At 62.1% G+C, this 16,384-nt stretch carries 18 protein-coding genes; 9 read left to right on the plus strand and 9 right to left on the minus strand.

What is annotated here, in order from left to right; all coding sequences use genetic code 11:
• Nucleotides 1-2: 2 nt before the first annotated feature.
• The 4 genes from FJ974_RS11650 to FJ974_RS11665 are packed head-to-tail and all read right to left on the minus strand — an operon-like array spanning nt 3 to nt 4,553.
• Nucleotides 3-1,103: a glycosyltransferase family 4 protein gene (locus tag FJ974_RS11650; RefSeq protein ID WP_140537164.1), complete on the minus strand. Its 1,101-nt coding sequence runs from the start codon at nt 1,101-1,103 to the stop codon at nt 3-5.
• Entirely contained in the window at nt 1,088-2,380 is a 1,293-nt protein-coding gene (locus FJ974_RS11655) for a TIGR04295 family B12-binding domain-containing radical SAM protein (protein WP_140537163.1), read from the minus strand. The genes FJ974_RS11650 and FJ974_RS11655 overlap by 16 nt, the downstream gene beginning before the upstream one ends.
• Nucleotides 2,377-3,450 (minus strand): NAD-dependent epimerase/dehydratase family protein, encoded by a 1,074-nt coding sequence (locus tag FJ974_RS11660; RefSeq protein WP_140537162.1) that lies wholly within the window; start codon nt 3,448-3,450, stop codon nt 2,377-2,379. The genes FJ974_RS11655 and FJ974_RS11660 overlap by 4 nt, the downstream gene beginning before the upstream one ends.
• On the minus strand, nt 3,447-4,553 hold the full coding sequence (locus FJ974_RS11665; protein ID WP_140537160.1) for an NAD-dependent epimerase/dehydratase family protein: 1,107 nt from the start codon (nt 4,551-4,553) through the stop codon (nt 3,447-3,449). Before FJ974_RS11665 ends, FJ974_RS11660 begins: the two co-directional genes overlap by 4 nt.
• Nucleotides 4,554-4,732: 179 nt before the next feature.
• On the opposite strand from FJ974_RS11665, the gene FJ974_RS11670 reads away from it, so the two are divergent.
• Nucleotides 4,733-5,005, plus strand: coding sequence for a hypothetical protein (locus FJ974_RS11670; protein WP_140537159.1), 273 nt, complete (start codon nt 4,733-4,735; stop codon nt 5,003-5,005).
• 191 nt (nt 5,006-5,196) lie between these two features.
• On the plus strand, nt 5,197-5,436 hold the full coding sequence (locus FJ974_RS11675) for a hypothetical protein (protein WP_140537158.1): 240 nt from the start codon (nt 5,197-5,199) through the stop codon (nt 5,434-5,436).
• Between the two features lie 338 nt (nt 5,437-5,774).
• Here FJ974_RS11675 and FJ974_RS11680 read toward each other — a convergent pair whose 3' ends face one another.
• Nucleotides 5,775-6,005: a hypothetical protein gene (locus FJ974_RS11680; RefSeq protein WP_140537156.1), complete on the minus strand. Its 231-nt coding sequence runs from the start codon at nt 6,003-6,005 to the stop codon at nt 5,775-5,777.
• 155 nt (nt 6,006-6,160) lie between these two features.
• On the opposite strand from FJ974_RS11680, the gene FJ974_RS11685 reads away from it, so the two are divergent.
• Nucleotides 6,161-6,586 carry a hypothetical protein gene (locus FJ974_RS11685; protein WP_140537155.1) on the plus strand — a complete coding sequence of 142 codons (426 nt, stop codon included), beginning with the start codon at nt 6,161-6,163 and terminating at the stop codon, nt 6,584-6,586.
• Nucleotides 6,587-6,727: 141 nt separating this feature from the next.
• On the plus strand, nt 6,728-7,330 hold the full coding sequence (locus tag FJ974_RS11690) for a diguanylate cyclase (protein ID WP_140537154.1): 603 nt from the start codon (nt 6,728-6,730) through the stop codon (nt 7,328-7,330).
• A 293-nt stretch (nt 7,331-7,623) separates the two neighbouring features.
• Here FJ974_RS11690 and FJ974_RS11695 read toward each other — a convergent pair whose 3' ends face one another.
• Nucleotides 7,624-7,827: a DUF2934 domain-containing protein gene (locus FJ974_RS11695; protein WP_140537152.1), complete on the minus strand. Its 204-nt coding sequence runs from the start codon at nt 7,825-7,827 to the stop codon at nt 7,624-7,626.
• Between the two features lie 167 nt (nt 7,828-7,994).
• On the opposite strand from FJ974_RS11695, the gene FJ974_RS11700 reads away from it, so the two are divergent.
• From FJ974_RS11700 to FJ974_RS11720, 5 genes are all read left to right on the plus strand, one after another.
• Nucleotides 7,995-8,312: a hypothetical protein gene (locus FJ974_RS11700; RefSeq protein WP_140537151.1), complete on the plus strand. Its 318-nt coding sequence runs from the start codon at nt 7,995-7,997 to the stop codon at nt 8,310-8,312.
• Between the two features lie 302 nt (nt 8,313-8,614).
• Nucleotides 8,615-8,878 (plus strand): hypothetical protein, encoded by a 264-nt coding sequence (locus FJ974_RS11705; protein ID WP_140537150.1) that lies wholly within the window; start codon nt 8,615-8,617, stop codon nt 8,876-8,878.
• A gap of 216 nt (nt 8,879-9,094) precedes the next feature.
• Nucleotides 9,095-9,256, plus strand: a complete 162-nt coding sequence (locus FJ974_RS11710; RefSeq protein ID WP_181177243.1) for a hypothetical protein — start codon at nt 9,095-9,097, stop codon at nt 9,254-9,256.
• A gap of 192 nt (nt 9,257-9,448) precedes the next feature.
• Entirely contained in the window at nt 9,449-10,255 is an 807-nt protein-coding gene (locus FJ974_RS11715; RefSeq protein ID WP_140537191.1) for a nucleotidyltransferase, read from the plus strand.
• Nucleotides 10,248-10,994, plus strand: coding sequence for a metallophosphoesterase family protein (locus tag FJ974_RS11720; protein ID WP_140537149.1), 747 nt, complete (start codon nt 10,248-10,250; stop codon nt 10,992-10,994). The genes FJ974_RS11715 and FJ974_RS11720 overlap by 8 nt, the downstream gene beginning before the upstream one ends.
• Before the next feature lie 71 nt (nt 10,995-11,065).
• On the opposite strand, the gene FJ974_RS11725 is transcribed toward FJ974_RS11720, so the two are convergent.
• The 3 genes from FJ974_RS11725 to FJ974_RS11735 all read right to left on the minus strand — a co-directional run bounded on the left by FJ974_RS11725 (nt 11,066) and on the right by FJ974_RS11735 (nt 16,286).
• Nucleotides 11,066-12,034: an alpha/beta fold hydrolase gene (locus FJ974_RS11725; RefSeq protein WP_140537147.1), complete on the minus strand. Its 969-nt coding sequence runs from the start codon at nt 12,032-12,034 to the stop codon at nt 11,066-11,068.
• Nucleotides 12,035-12,702: 668 nt separating this feature from the next.
• Nucleotides 12,703-13,794, minus strand: a complete 1,092-nt coding sequence (locus FJ974_RS11730) for an FAD-dependent oxidoreductase (RefSeq protein ID WP_140537145.1) — start codon at nt 13,792-13,794, stop codon at nt 12,703-12,705.
• A 35-nt stretch (nt 13,795-13,829) separates the two neighbouring features.
• Nucleotides 13,830-16,286, minus strand: coding sequence for a membrane-bound PQQ-dependent dehydrogenase, glucose/quinate/shikimate family (locus FJ974_RS11735; protein WP_210240722.1), 2,457 nt, complete (start codon nt 16,284-16,286; stop codon nt 13,830-13,832).
• Nucleotides 16,287-16,384 lie beyond the last annotated feature (98 nt).

Consider the following 16,384-nt stretch of genomic DNA (forward strand, 5'->3'; position numbering starts at 1 on the left):
GGTCAGCGCCCCGCAACGGCCATCGCCGCGCGATCGTAGATTTCACTCATCGCGGTCGCCTGCGCGTGCGGCGAGTATTTGCGCGCGCGACGGGCGGCGCGCCGGCCGAGCTGGCGCCGCAAGCCTTCGTCGCGGGAGAGATGGGCGATGCATCCGGCAAGCGCATGCGGATCATGCTTGTCGAAGAACATAGCCGCGCCGTCCCAGAGCTCGCGATACGTCGCAGTGTCGGCGAGGACCAGCGGCGCGCCCGAGAACGCGGCTTCCAGAGCGGCAAGGCCGAAGGGCTCGTAGATCGATGTCGAAACGAAAATGCCGGCCCGCGCCATCCGCTGACGTACTTGGGCATGGCCGATCGAGCCGAGCGCGATGCAATGATCGAGATGCGCCGTCTGCCCGTCCGGCCCGTCGAGCGGACCGGCTGCGTACACCGGCCATTCAGTGATTGCAGCCGCGGCATCCAGCACAGCAGCGTTCTTTCCTTCATCCCACCAGCGGGCGGCGGCCAGGACGAAAGGCTCGCGCCGCACGGCGATCGGGCCGGGAAGTGCACTGTTGTGGACGACGCTCAACCGCTCTACCGGCCCGTAGCAGGCCTCAAGCATGTCGGCGTGGCTTCGGCTGGGCGCCACCACAATATCTGCGCGATTGAAACCGGCCCTGTTGCGGTCTTTCTGCCAGGCCCAGCTGCCGCTCGGGGTTTGACCGCGCACGGCATGCAGCCACGTCACGACGCAGGAATGCGAGACCGCGAGGACGGGGCAGGGCAGATCGACCTTGGCGGCCTGGGCCGGAGCGTTAAGATGAACGAGGTCCGCCGCATAGGCCGTTGCAAGCTTGCGAAGCTCGCCGGGCAAGCCGTCGAGATCGCTCTCGTTGCGCGTCATCCAGTCCGGAGGGCTCTCGAGCCATGCGAGCGTTGCGAAGGATTGCGCCTCTTGCGCCTGCTCCTGGGAAGGCCGAGGCCCCAGCCCGGCTAACATAACGCTGTGGCCTCGGGCGGTGAGTTCGCGCGCCAGGTCCAGCGAATAGCGCCAGACCCCACCCACGGCGTCGGTGGTCATCAGGATGCGCCGCGGGCGATGGATCAATGATTGCAGCATGAGGACTCCAACTCGGCCAGGGCGCGCGGGCGCTGGTCCTGGATGTCGCTGAACGTGCGGAACGAGGCCAGGTAGTGCTCATGCGCACGCTCCCAGGCCAAATCGTCAGGCTCGCCCCACAGCTCGCGGTAGCTTGGCGAGCTCGGATAGGGATAGAGCGGCACCGGCTCGTTGGCCCAGACGCCGTTGTCGATGAGGTGCTTGCGCCAATACTGCACCAGCGCCGGATCGTCCTCGACCACGCCGATCAGATTGGCCTGGACGAAAGGAACATGGCGGCGGGCATCGACCAGCAGCGCGGCCAGTTCCTCGGTGCCCAGCCGACAGCGCTTGGCCAGCATCTCGCGGCCTTCGACGGTCAGGCTCTCGAGGCCGGCTTCGATCGAGACGCAGCCGGCCTCGCCCAACAATTCCAGCAACTCCGGTTTCCAGAGATCGATGCGCGTCTGGACGCCGAATTGGATATCTCGGTCGATAAGGGCCTCGAGCAGCGCCTTCTGCGGCAGGAAAATCTCGTCGATGAAATAGATGTAGCCGATGCCTTGCCCGATCAGACCGTCGATCTCGGCAACGATGGCATCGTGATTCCTGCGACGGTAAGCGTCGCGAAAATCGATCTTGGCGCAGAAGCTGCAATTATAGGGGCAGCCGCGCGAAGCCTCCACCTCTGCCCCGGCGCCCTTCCGGTCCGCGTCGAACCGATGATGGTGGTGCGAGTGGACGGCAATCCAGTCGGACGGCCAATGAAGTGCCGGGTGGTCGACGAAGCGGCTGACGCTTACACTACCGTTGCAGGCCAACGCGCCGCTCTCGAGCCGCGCCGTGTGAGGGACGGCGCTCCAGTCGCTCTGCCCGGCAAGCTCCGCCACCACCTCCTCGCATTCGCCGCGCACGACAGCATCGACGCCAAGCTTGCGCAGCGTAGGGGTGGGCGTCGCAGAGCCATGCGGCCCGACGGCGACGGTGCGCCCGCCGCGCCCCTCGAGATGGTTCAGGAATTCCGCCGGTACCCGCAGCTCCGGCGGTGCGCAGCGCCAGAAGAGGTAAGTCGGCGCGGTGGTCACGACGGTCATGTCCGGCCCGAACGCCGCCACATGCTCGGCAAGTTCCGCGTTGTCGAGGTTCTGCAATTGCCCGTCCAGCATCAGCACGGCGTGACCGTTGGCCTCCAGCAGGGCTTTGCAGTAGCCAAGCTCCAGCGGCAGATGCGGCTGGCGGCAGCCGAAATAGATGCTGTGCTCGTATGTCCAATGCGGATTGACCAGTGCGACTTTCATGCGACGTACCTCGCGACTTCGGGGCGCGGCTGGAGACGATGCCGCAACAGCCAGCCGGCAAGGTCGCTGACGCCTTCGCGCCACGGGACACGCGCCCGCCAGCCCAGCGCCGCCTCAATCTTGCGGGTGTCGGCGACAAAGAAGGGCTGGTCGCCGGTACGTTGCGGATCGTAGCGAAGCGCGATGTCGCGGCCGGTTATGGCGGCGATCTCGGACAGCAGCATTCGCAGGCTGACCGCATTATGCGGTCCGCCGCCGAGGTTGAAGGCCTGACCCTTGAGATCTTCGATGCTGGCCACCACGGCGCGATAGGCGGCAACGGCGTCGGACACGTGCAGGATGTCGCGCACCTGTTTGCCGTCGCCGTAGATCGTTATGGGCCGCCCGCTGAGCACGCTCAGCAGGAAATGCGCGACCCAACCCTGGTCCTCGGTGCCGAACTGCCGCGGCCCGTAGATGCAGCTCATGCGCAGCACCGCCGTCGACAGGCCGTAGGATTTGGCATAATCGAGGACATATTGGTCGGCCGCACCCTTCGAGCAGCCATACGGAGTGCAGAAATCGAGGCCGATCGTCTCATCCACGCCATTGGCGCGGATGGCTTCGCTGGTAGGTTCGTAACGATCGTCCCCCTCCCGCACCGCGAGCTGGGGCAGGCTGCCGTAGACCTTGTTAGTGCTGGCGAAGATTACCGGAGCGCTCATTCGCCGCGCCGCCTCAAGCACATTGAACGTGCCTTTGAGATTGATGTCGAGGTCTTCCGCAGGATCAACCAGGCTCGTGGTCACGGCAGTCTGGGCGGCCAGATGGAAGATTGCCCTGGCGGGCGCCAAGGCCGAAGCCAGCCTGTCCCGGTCGCGTATATCGACGGTTTCCACGCTGAGATGGCCGCCGTGCTTTTGCGCCAGCCATTCGAGGTTCTGCTCGACGCCGGGACGGCTGAGATTGTCGATGACCAGCACCGGCTCGCCATCCGACAACAGGCTGTCGGCAAGATTGGAGCCGATGAAGCCACTGCCGCCCACAATCGCCACCGGCGCCTTGCGAAGGTTGCGATGCCGCTCACTCATGACACCAGCCCCCGCTCCTCAAGCTCGCGCTTCATATCCGCGCCGCGGTCGATGACGACGGTGTTGCGAACCCAGGCCGCGAACTCACCGAGCGAATTCTCAAGCTGGTGGCGCGGCTCGAAGCCAAGCAGCTCGCGCGCCTTGGCAATGTCGGCAAAGCAGTTGCGGATGTCGCCGGAGCGCGCCTTGCCGAGGATTTCGGGCGGCCGCTTCGGAACGCCCATCGCTTCGGCAAGCAGCCGGGCGACCTCGCTGATGGTGTAGGACCGTCCGCTGCCGATATTGATCGCATGACCGGCGGCCTGGCGTTGCTCCAGCGCCAGCCGGAAGGCGCGGGCCGCATCCCGCACATGGACGAAGTCGCGCTTTTGCTCGCCGTCCTCGAAGATCATCGGCCGCTTGCCGTTGGCGAGCCGCGAGGCGAAGTTGGCGAGCACGCCTGTATAGGGATTTGCGAGCGCTTGACCGGCGCCGAAGACGTTGAACAGGCGCAACGCCACTGCATCGACGTTATATGCCTGGCCGAAGATCAGCACCGCGCGCTCCTGCGCATATTTGGTCAGCGCGTAGATCGAGGCGAGGTCGGGACGCTTCTCCTCGTCAGTCGGAATCGGCGACAGCGTTTCGCCCGCAGCCGACAGCGGCTCCCATTGGCCGTTCCTGATATCGCTTGGGTTACGATGGGCATTGTCGACACGCTGCCCGTCCGGTGTCTCGTAGAGGCCTTCGCCGTAGATGCTCATCGACGAAGCGACGACTATCCGTTCGACCGGTTTCTTGATCAATGCCTCGAGCAGGGTCGCGGTGCCGAGATCGTTGGCGCCGACATAGCGGGCGATCTCGTACATGGATTGGCCGACGCCGACCTCGGCAGCGAGGTGGATGACGGTGTCGACATCCAATACCGCCTCGGCGACCGCGTCCCGATCACGCACGTCTCCCCTTATCAGTTCGGCACCCGCTGGAATGCTGACGGTTTCGCTGCCATGCACCTGGTCCAGAAGTGCGTCCAGGACGCGGACCTCGTAGCCATGTTCGATGAGTTCCTGGGCGACATGCCGGCCAATAAAACCGCAGCCTCCCGTAACCAGGACACGTTTCACGAGAACTCCTTGCGGATTTTGCGTTGGGCTCCCGAACTGCGGGACAAAAGGTTTGTTCCCTGCATCATCAAAGTTCCCTCTGTGGCGCAGGCGTCGGCAGGCCGCCTGCACGCTAGGGAACTTTGCCCTTTGCGCGCCGTTAGGGCCGCTCACCGACATGCGGCGAGAAAGGGAAATCCATGTCCGAGGCGAAGACGACCACCAATCACGACGAGATCCGCAAATGGGTGGAGGAGAGAGACGGCCATCCCGCGGTGGTTCGCACGAAAGGCGAGGGCGGCATCCTGCGCATCGACTTCGGCGAACCGGAGGAGACGCTCGAACCCATCGAGTGGGATGAGTTCTTCCGGATATTCGAGGAGAACGATCTTGCCTTCCTGCGCCAGGACCAGTCCGGGAGCGGAGGAAAGAGCCGCTTCAATAAATTCGTCGAGCGCAGCCGGAAGACCTGAACGCGCGCCGGCATTGCTGCACATTGCGTTGCGACGAGATCGACGTTACGCGATCTTACGGCCAGTTGTGTATCGCCAAAAGCAGCGCGGATATCCGATTGAAGACTTGAGATATTGGCCAGATGTGGCCGCCGCGGGACGGAACCAATCCCAGGATCCGGCCGTTCCAGCGTGAGCGCGGAGCGTCAGCCATGGGCACCTTTTCTGATCTGGACAAAAAGCTGACCGAAAACATCTATGATCACGGAAGTCGGTTGACCGACCCCAGCGCTGATCTGCCAAGGCAGATCAAAGAAACGGTCGATCTTCTCATGCCGTTCGTCCAGCCGCAGGCGCGTGAAGCGGTGAGGCTGCAAATCCTCGGCATCATTCACGAGCACATATTTGACGAGACCGAGACTGGACCGGCAGATCCTGCGGCCAAGGAATGAGAGAAGCTTTGCTGCTCGCGGCATCGATTTCTGCGGCGGCGCGGCTCTTGCCGTGATCCGCGATGCGCTGGCCTAAAGAAGATGGCTGGTCTCGCCCGCATCGTGCTCTGACGAACAGCGCAGGCTAACGCACGGTAGCCGTGGCAGAAGAGCATGGGATCGAGTCACTACCGGGCAAGATCCAAAACTTTACCCTTTGTCACCGCGCAATTCCCGGTGCTCGGTTTCACGCAGCAGCCGCACGATCGCATCGACTGGAGACGGATCGGCCGCCGGTTGCATTTTGTGTCGCCAAAGATGGCGAAGAAGCCTTTTCAACGTGGGCATAAGAATACTCCCTAAGCTACCAAACTTGCATCGGGGACGTATGTTCCGGCCGGCGCACCGCTTTCCATATTTGCCAAAGCCAGCTGCGATCCCTGGCGATCATTGCGAACCAGATGATCGACGAGCGTCGTACCTTGATCGGGCTCGGGACCCGTAATTGAAACGCTGTGCATCCCTTGCACTTGCGCATTCGCTCGATCCTCGGTTTCCAAACGCACGAAATCGATCTTCTTCCGGAACATTGGCGACGGCTGTCAGTTCAATGATGTGCAGGCGCCGCTGTTTGGCGCCTGCCGGAGATCGGTGGGAACACTGATCGGCCCGCGCCCTCCTCCGACGCGGGCCTGCCGACCCCGCCAGGACGAACCGGTCAGACAAGGATGGACGGGAGCCAATCATGAGATACCAAACACTCGACCAATTGCACGCAGTCGCTGATATCAATCCGCTCGTGCCGCTCACGACAAGGACTGAAAAGATTGAGAGGTGGGCAGAACTGCTCGACAAGAATCCGCTGCGCTGTCTCGCCGCGCTTACCGGTACCGAGTATCTCTATCCGGGGATGCGGGAAGAAGCGCGGGCGGCGGGATCCCCGCTCACGGTTGCTTTCGAGGACCCGCTGCTCAGGGTCTCGGGCCTGCAGTCCGATACCTATGGCGAAGCCAAACGCTTCTTCCAACTTTCGGATTGGGAATTGCATGAAATCGTCTGCAGCTGCCACGCCGGCGCAACCATGCAGGCCAGTTGGGCTGCAGGACGCGTCCGGAGGATCATCACCGGCAATCGTATTCTTGCCTGGCTGAGAAGTCGCTTCGTGCACTGACTGCATCTCAACCTGTTCGCTGCCGCGGCTATTGCGATAGCCGCCGGCGGTGCTCGGACGTTAATCCAGCATGACCCGCGGAGCGGCGAACCTCATGAAGGACCTAAGAGTGCAAACAGCTCAGGGCCGGAGCGCTGCTCGATGCTGAACGATCCGATGGTGCTGATACTGATGTACTTCGTCCTGCCTGTCTGGTTGATCGCCGGATTTGCCGACTGGCTCTGCCATCGCGCGACGCATATCGAATCGACAACCGGAGCCAAGGAATCGCTGATCCATCTGCTGATGTTCGTCGAAGTCGGCATTCCGCTGCTTGCAGCGATGTTCCTGGAGATCAATTCCCTGATCATCGCCGTGATGATGATCGTTTTTCTCATCCATGAAGCGACCGCCATATGGGACGTGCGTTATGCGACTACCGCGCGTATCGTAAGTCCGATCGAGCAGCACGTGCACAGTTTCCTGGAAATGATCCCGCTGATGGGTCTTGTCAGCGTGGTCTCGTTGCATTGGGGCCAGTTCCTGGCGCTGTTCGGATTTGGGCCTGAGACGGCGCGCTTTGACCTCGCCTGGAAACAGCAGCAGCTGCCGGTGGGCTATATCGCGACGGTCATGAGCGTGATCCTGCTGTTCGAGCTGCTGCCGTATTTAGAGGAGTTCTTCAGAGGCTTGCGAGCGAACTCCGGCCGGCTTGTCCCTCCCAAGGCCCGGCAAAACAAAGCTAGCGAGACTGCAGTGCGGTGAGCAAGCGGCAGGTCGCGCTGAGGCCTATCTCAACCGCTCTGGTTGATCGCATGGGGCGGGGCCTGCTGGCCGGGTGGGCTCCTGGGCTCTCTAACCATCCAAGCCCAGACGGCTATCAGCACAAGGACAACTACCAGGGTCATAACCCATGCAACGGTTCGCGACATCGGAGATCCTCGCGTTAGCGGCTCCTAGAGCGTTTCACCGTTTCCCAGAACCGGCGAACCGCTCTACCCCTTTTTCTTTACGCAATTCCGGACGGAAAACCGTTTCACACTTTTCCTGGAATTGCTCTAGCCACCCGGCTTGTCTGCGTTGGGGTCCGAGGCCGTGCCGACTGTCGGGTCGGGCGCGACCGGGCCGCGCTCGGCCTCGGAGCCTTCAGATTCGATCTCCTGGACCGCCTGGTCCCAGTGCTCCTGTTGCCGCCCCTCCGGCCGTCCTTCCCGCTCCCAGATTTCGTAGGCGCGGCGTCTGATGCGTTCTTCCCTGTCCATGACTGCTGCCTTCTTGGGCCGGACCGTCGTCTATTCGCCTAATTGGGCGGCAGGGTGTTTGTTCCACCGGATTTGATGATAGGCCTGATTGCCCACGTCCCGATTGGCCGAGTGGGGGAACGTTCTTCGGATGATCTTGTTTTCCTTCACATCAACCGGAGGACGTCATGGGTAAAGAAGAGAACCGCCGCGAAACCGGCGCCAGGAAGTACCCGGCCAATACCGATCCGGATCCCTCAGACCAGTTTTCGCAGGCTGCGGCCAACAACGCTAAGCCTCACGATCGATTTGGGCTGACCCGCAAGCTGGGCGAGGTGGAAGACAAGACTCATCAGTCCGAAGGCCAAAACCCTCCAGAACGGGTTACGCCCAGCCCTGCGACAGAAAAGAGTTCCGGAGCCGGCCCATCGGTCGCCGAGCATTCGACGGATGCAAAAGCGCCCAAGGGCGGCCGACAACGTGGTGCTCATGTGAAGAAGTCGTAGCGCTCGCTTGCTGCGTCGCTTGTTCGTCCGCAGGTTTTGCCGTGGATTGATCCTCCGGTTTCGGTGGTGTCATTTTCGATTTCAGCTTAGACTGTGGTCTCGCCTCGCTCCAGTTCGTCACCAAAGCAGGTGGACGAAATGATAGAGGAATTTTTGATCGCTTCGAGGCAACAAAGATCGGGAGAATAGTGCCCCGAATCTTACCAGGAGCGAATTTGCGGGAACGAGCGAGCCGGACGCGGATTGAATCCTCAGTCGCTGCGAGCAAGCGGCAGAAATGGCGACAGATCCGGAGGATCATCATGAGCGAGCCACTAAAGACCACAAATCACGAGGTGATCCGGGCATGGATAGAAGCCCGCGAAGGCAGACCTGCGGTCGCGCGGACTGCGGCAAAGGGCGCGGTGCTGCGTGTAGATTTCGGTGAGCACGAAGACGATTTGGAACCGGTCGAATGGGAAGAGTTCTTCACGATATTGGATGACAACAAGCTTGCCTTCGTGCACCAGGACATAACCGCCGAAGGTTTGCCCAGCCGTCTCAACGAATTCGTCGAGCGCGGATGAGCGAACTGCCAGACGTCCGGAAAGCGAAACGGCTGGCCAAGGAACTTGCAAAGCAGCTGTGAGCGGCACGGCGGGTAGAGCTGCCGACTGGGCCGTAGATCGCGTGGGGCACATCGGCGCAATCCCGAAGGTGGAACGTTTGTCGCCCTCACCGGTTAGCCAAAGACCGGCAACGAAGTTCCAAGAGAAGCAAGCGTCAAATCAGGAAGGGAGGCCATGTTCGGAAGCGATTTATGGTTATTTGCAGTGATTGGCGGACCGGTCATTCTTTTGCTTGTGATTGTCTATGCGCTCGCCGCCCGCCGCCGTAAAAGCCCGGTCGAACGGCGCGAGAGCGACGAGGCGACCGAGCGCTTATATCGCGAGCAAAAGGACTAGCGCGTCAGAAAAGCTGTTTGCCAAGCCACTGTTTTCACGCGATTTTCGGAGATGCGCACACAGCTCACCTCTGATTTTCCGCATTGGCGGGCATTGCTGAGCCATCTCACATATCTCCGACGGCGGAACACGGCAGGGCTCCCGGCTGTTATCAAACCAAGCGGACAAGGTCCGAAATCGGAGCGGCGGTTCATGACCAGTGACGAGTTGCCGGGTCTGCCGGCATCGCTTCCGGAGATCAATGCAAAGGCGGAGCCGAGCCTGAAAAGCACCGAGGCGGAAGCGTTCTACACGCATTCAATCCGCGAGCTTGCCGCTACCGGGATTCCTTTTCTCGTCGCCGGAACCTACGCCGTGAGCGCATATACCGGCGTTGTCCGCCAAACCAAGGACCTGGACATCTTTTGCAAGGCGGGGGATTTCGCGCGCATACTCGCCCATTTCAAGGATCTCGGCCATGAAGTCGAGATCAGGGACGACCGGTGGCTCGGCAAGGTCTTCAAGGGAAAGCAGTTCTTCGACGTGATCTTCGCCTCGGCCAACGGTACGATGAAGGTCGGGGACCAGTGGCTGGAGCATGCCCGCCAGGTCGAGCTGCTGGGCAGCCGGGTTCGGATTATTGGCCCGACCGAACTCATCTGGTCCAAATGCTTCATCCAGGACAGAGGTCGCCATGACGGGGCAGACATCGCCCACACCATCCTCAAGGCGAACGATCAGATCGATTGGCAAAGGCTGCTGTCTTACCTCGACATCCATTGGGAGGTGCTGTTGATGCAAGTGCTCAATTTCCGATGGATCTACCCTAGCGAGCGGGATCACATTCCAGACTGGCTGCTCGACGAACTGCTGGCGCGGCTTGCACGGCAACGGCAATTGCCATCGCCCAGGACGAAGATCTGCCGCGGCCGTTTGCTGTCGCAGGTAGATTACGAAATCGACGTCAAGGAATGGGGGTTTGCCGGCGTCGGCGGGGTTGGAGAGATGCGCGATGCCTGACCTGGCCAAACCAGTAAAAAAGAGCGGCAACGGTGTTATCAAGGTCGCCGCCATAGGTGACCTCCATGTCCAGGAGGATGCCCAGACCTCGTACCGCGACCTCTTCGGCGAAGTGTCGCGCGAAGCCGACATCCTGGTGCTTCCAGGCGATCTCACCAATCTCGGAAAACCTCGTGAAGCGGAACTCCTCGCCGAGGATATGCGCGCGTGCTCGATTCCCGTGGTCGCGGTTCTCGGCAACCATGACTACGAATCCGCTTGCGTCGAGCAGGTCGCGGGAACGCTCCGACAGGCTGGGGTCCATCTCCTCGATGGCCAGGCGATAGAACTGAACGATGTCGGCTTCGTTGGCGTGAAGGGGTTTATCGGCGGCTTCGGTCCAAGGATGCTGGGCTCCTTCGGTGAGCCGGCCATCAAGGCGATGGTGGCAGAGAGCATCAGCGAGGCCATGCGGCTCGAGAACGCCATGCGGCAGGTCCGCGCCAAGCGCACGGTCGTGGTCCTCCACTATGCGCCGATCCCTGAGACCTTGGCGGGGGAGCCGCCGGAAATCTTTCCGTTCCTCGGCTCCTCGCGGCTGGCCGAAACGATCGATCGCTTCAAGGTGAGCGCGGTGGTGCATGGGCATGCCCATCGCGGCTCATATGAAGGCCAGACGCCGGGCGGCGCCAGGGTCTATAACGTCGCCAGCCATGTGACGAAGCCGACAGGCCGTCCTTACGCGCTGCTCGAAATCTGAGACGCTGCCTGCGGACGCACCTCTTCGGGAACGATGCCGGTGCCTAGCCCCAGCCAACAGCAGCAATGCCTTCAGGTGCCTTTTGCGGCGGAGGGCATGCGCTCCGCGACTTTGTCCATTATTGCGAGGACCGCGTCCGGATCGGTGTGATGCACCATATGCCCGGCATTCGCCACGATATGGATCGTCGATCCCGAAATCTCGGTCTGCAGCCTCTGAGCATCGGCACCGGCATTGAACAGACGATCGCCGGCGCCGGCGACGATGCCGGCAGGTGCGCGAATTTCCGCGTAGTTCCACGATTTCGAGATCGCGGCCACCAGCATCAGGAAGGATTCCCCCGAAATCGAGCGCAATTGCGAGGGCCGGGTGGCCACCTCTTTGGTTCCCATGCTGAACTCTGCCGAGACCGCCGCCGGGCCGAATATCCTGCCCATTGCCCCGCGCCAACCAGCCCTCACGAGGCAAGGCAGCAAGGTGTGCCGGATAACGGTGCCGATGACGGGCAAGGCGGGCAGCGCCGCCAAGGCGAGATCGAGCCTTGGCGGCGGATAGTGATAACCGGAGACCATCACGATGCCCGCAACGGAACCAGGATGCCGACGCGCCAACTCGAGCGCGACCGCCGCTCCCCAGGAATGGCCGCAGACGATATAGCGTCCGATCCCGAGCTTCGCCGCGGCTGCATGAAGAAGATCCGCTTGCGCGCGAGCCGACCAGATTCTGCCACGCGACCGTGAGCTTCGACCGAAGCCAGGCCGATCGAAAGACAGCACCCGGTATTTGAGCGCTGCCTTGTCGAAAATGCCGCTTGTGATGAAGTCTTCAGCCGTTGAGCCGTTGCCATGAAGCAGAAGCAGAGGCAATCCCTGGCCGGCCTCGAAAAAGTGTAGCCGCGCTCCGTCGATCTCGATGTAACGCCCCCGTGGATGACGGATGAGAGCGCGGTGAGCGCGAAGGCAATTGTAGACCGCCAGGCCGACCAGTCCGGCCGTGACGATCGCCGGGCTATGTCGCGAAAAGCTCTTTAGGAATTTCAAGTCGATTCCCTCCCGCCATGGATGCTGGCAAGTCCGAGGGCAATAGAATTGGCGAAGGCCGCCACGAACGCCACTCCAGCGGACGCCGACCACACCGGCTCCAGCATCAAGGCCTACGATGATGCGAGGTGGCGGCGTCCAACGCAGCTCATCTGGCCGGAAATGCTCGCGGATGAATTATCTCGGCGAAGATTAGCTATTGGACATGTTCATTTCATGTCGCCGTCCGATTCGCTGCCTTGGCAGAGGCAGTAGGCTTCGCGTCTTTGGGGCGCTTACAGCCTATTCTATTCTTCTGAATCGCCCCTTTTCAATTCGGAATACGCCCGTGCTGCCGCCCTGGCGCTCAAAGTCCGTCAACAGCTCGTCCCACGTCCCGAGATATTCGCCGCAATCATCACAAAAAATCGCTGTTGATGGCTGCGCGCTGACCGGGATACGGAGCCTTATCGTCAGGCAATAGGGACATTCCAACAGGTGGTTGAGGTACTGCTGCGTCATCGCAGGGGAGCATGCGCTCTAAGCCCGGAAAATGCCAGCGCCGATTGAAGCACTGATAACGGACGAGGCAGCGGACCAACGAGCCGGAAGCGATGTTTGCGTTGAATAGCAACGGAGAAGCGAGATGCCTGCCGAATACGAGAACGGCACCTTGTCTGACACACCTGCTACTCCTTCAGACCGGCAACGCGCTCGATGAGGGGCTTTTGCAGGGCCGGGAAGCGGCCAATGGTCATCATCGCCAGGTTTCTGAACGTTTGGACGAGCCTGTTGGTCGACTGCACCGTGGACAGGATGCGTTCGCTGAGCTCGATCCAGCGGTGACCCACGGGCCGGCGTTCGTCCGTGTATCCAGCCAGCGTGCCGTCGCCGAAACGCCGGGCGAAGGACGCGGCATCCTCAATGCCGAGATTCATGCCACGGGCGCCAAGAGGCGAGTGGACATGCGCGGCATCGCCGCCGAGGAAGACGCGGGCGGTCTGGTAGCGGATCGCCTGCTTTGCCGGAATATGGAAATGATCGGTCCGCAGCACCTGCGACACGCGATAGTTGCCCGGCACGCGAGCCAATGCGTCGGGCGTGTTGGAGACCGAGCGGAAGCGGTTGCCACCGATCGGTATGATGAAGCCGACGTCGCCGCCACCATGCACGAATGCCTGCGCAGCACCCGGCTCGTAAGGCCAGGATGCGATCTCGGCATCGGTGATGCTCCATTGCCGCCTGTGCGTGTAGCCCTCGAATGCGATGCCGGATGACTTGCGCACCGAGCTGTCGGCGCCGTCGGCGCCGAAGACGATGTCGAAGCTGTGCTTTTCCTCCTCTTCACCGCTTCGGCTGATCCTGCCCTCCACCTTGCCGTCCTGCTGGGTAAGGCCAACCAGTTCGGTGCGCCATTCGACTTCGATGCCGAACGTCGCCAGCGTGTCGGCCATGATCCTTTCAGTGTCGCGTTGCGGCAGCGACAGGAGGAAATTGTAGCGGTGCGGCAGCAGCGAGAAATCGATCGTGGCGAGCTCCCGCGTTTCGGCATGGAAATGCGCGCGGCGGACCTTGATGCCCTCGGCCAGCAGCTTGCTGCTCACGCCGGACGCTTCGAGAATATCGAGGCTGTGTGCGCTGATGCCCACGGCCTTGCTGAGCGGCGTGGGTCCGTCCTTCTTGTCTATTATGCGCGGCCTGGCGCCGCGTCGCGCCAGTTCGAGCGCCGCGGTCAAGCCGGTTGGGCCGGCACCGGCAATCAGGATCGATCTATCCTCCATCGATACATCCTCCAAAGACGTGACCGCTGCCTGTCTCAGCCCGGCGGCAGCGCGTAGGCGATGACTTCGTCGCCGACCTTGGTTTCCATGAAATGATGGCCGCCCGGAGCGATGACGATGTATTGCCTGCCGTCGACCTCATAGGTCATTGGGGTCGTCTGGCCGCCGGCGGGAAGGCCGGTCTGCCATACTTCCTTGCCGGTCTTGATGTCGATCGCGCGCAGCTTGTTGTCGGTGGTCGCGGCGATGAAGATCAGGCCACCGGCAGTGACCAGCGGGCCGCCATTGTTCGGCGTTCCGATGGTGAGCGGCAGCATCGAAGGAATGCCGAACGGCCCGTTATTGTCGGCACTGCCAAGCGGTTCGTCCCACAGCGTCCTGCCGGTCTTGAGATCGATAGCGCGGATGTGGCCGTAAGGTGGCCTTGAACAGAGGAGGCCCGTGGAGAGCCGCCAGCCGGCATTCACCGCGATGGCGTATGGCGACCCGGCCTGCGGATCGCCGATATCCTTCACCTTCTTCGGGCTGCCGCCCTTGTCGATCGGTTTGAAGCCCATCTGGTCCGCCTTCTTGCGCGGAATGAGCTGGTCGTAGTTCGGCATATCATTGTAGTTGGCGACCAAGATGCCGCTGTCGGTATCGACGGCGACGCTGCCCCAGTCCGAGCCGCCATTGTAACCGGGATATTCGATGAAGGGCCGGTCGACCGTTGGCGGCGTGTACTCGCCCTGATAGGAGGCGCGATGGAACTGGATGCGGCAATATAGTTGATCCAGCGGACTCATGCCCCACATGTCCTTTTCGGTGAGCACCGGCTGGTCGAGATGCGCGTAGCCGGAGTAGGGCTGTGTCTCGGAAAGCTTGTCCGGTTCGACGCCGCCCGAGGGGGCCTTGCGCTCCTCGACCGGGAAAAGCGCCTTGCCGGTCTTTCGATCCAGCACATAAATCTGTCCCTGTTTGCTGGGGACGATGATGGCCGCAATCTTTCCTGTGGCCGTCGGGAAATCGACCAATGCCGGCTGCGAGCCGAGGTCATAGTCCCAAAGATCATGATGGACCGTCTGGAAATGCCAGACCGGCTTGCCGGTCGTCACGTCGATGGCAACGATTGATGAATTGAACTGGTTTTCGAAATCCTTGCGGTCGACGCCATAATAGTCGACGGCGGCATTGCCGAGCGGCAGATAGACGTAGCCGAGCTGCGGGTCGGCGGCCGCGACGGTCCACATGTTGGGCGTGCCGCGGAAGTAGGTGTCGCCGGCAGGTGGCACGCCAGTGCGATCGGGATGCCCCATATCCCATGCCCAGGCGAGTTTGCCCGTCGTAGCGTCGTAGCCGCGAACGACGCCCGAAGGCGCGTTCTCGGCCTGGCCGTCCTTGACTTGTGCGCCGACGACGGCGATGCCGCGCACGATCGTCGGCGGCGCGGTGACCGAATACCAGCCCGGCACCGTCTCGCCGATGCCCTGGTTGAGATCGACGCTGCCTTGCTGGCCGAAATCCGGGCAGGGCTTGCCCGTCCGGGCGTCGATGGCGATCAGTCGCGCGTCCAGCGTTCCGAAAATGATCCTTGTGGCACAGGCCTGGTCCGCGCTCGCGCCAGGGACGGTGAAGTAGGCGACCCCGCGGCAACTCGCACCGTAAGGTATGGCGTTGTCGGGAACTTTCGGATCATAGCGCCACTCTTCCTTGCCCGTCCTGGCATCGGCGGAAACGATGATGTCCTTGGCCGAGCAGGCGTAGAGATGGCCGCCGATCTCCAGCGGCGTGTTCTCGGGCGAATAGAGATCCTTGGTTGCCCCGTTCGGCATGTCGCCCGTGTGGAATGACCAGGCGCGGGTGAGCTTGGAGACATTCGCCGCCGTGATCTGGTTCAGCGGCGAATAGCGCGTGCCAAGTTCCGAGCCGCCATAGACGGGCCAGTCATTGTCGGCCTGGTGAATCGCGGTGTCCTGCGACGCCGGCGCGCCGTTCGGCGCGGGCTGCGCGGCAGGCGCCGGCGGTTGCGCCGGTTGTGACTGCGCCAAGGCAGTGATGTGCAAGAAGCCGAACGCGCCTAGCGCCATGACCGGCAACAGCAAGCCGGTCACATAGGCTGCGTTCCGGCTGCCTCGTCCTGTCGTCCCACGGAAGGCGGGGATGGCCAGTAGAACGAAGATGAGCACGACCGTGGGGGCGAGGACGCGTGGCATCAGGGCCCAGCCGTCGAAACCCACCTCCCAATAGGCCCAGGCGAGCGTGGCGAGCCAGGTCAGCACGTATAGCCAGACGCCGCCCATATTTCCAACCAGCAGGAGGAGGCCTGCGAGCAGCAGTGCGATGCCTGTAGGCAGGTAGTACCATGAGCCGCCAAGTGCGATCAGCCAGGCGCCGCCGCCGCCAATCAGGATGCCGAGAATGACCAGTAGTATGCCGACCAGCACTCTCCACCAGAAGGCGACGCCGCGATGGTGCACAGGGCGATGAGCGTTGATTGCGGCGGTGTCGGTCATGGCATTTTCCAGCGTGAAACAGATCGTGATAGTTGGCGAACGCATGCGACCGGCTGTGGTTGCGGAGCCCTGTCCGCGGCGACAGTCACCATTCTGTG

This window comes from Mesorhizobium sp. B1-1-8 (genome assembly GCF_006442795.2).
In the GTDB taxonomy this organism is placed as follows: Bacteria; Pseudomonadota; Alphaproteobacteria; order Rhizobiales; family Rhizobiaceae; genus Mesorhizobium.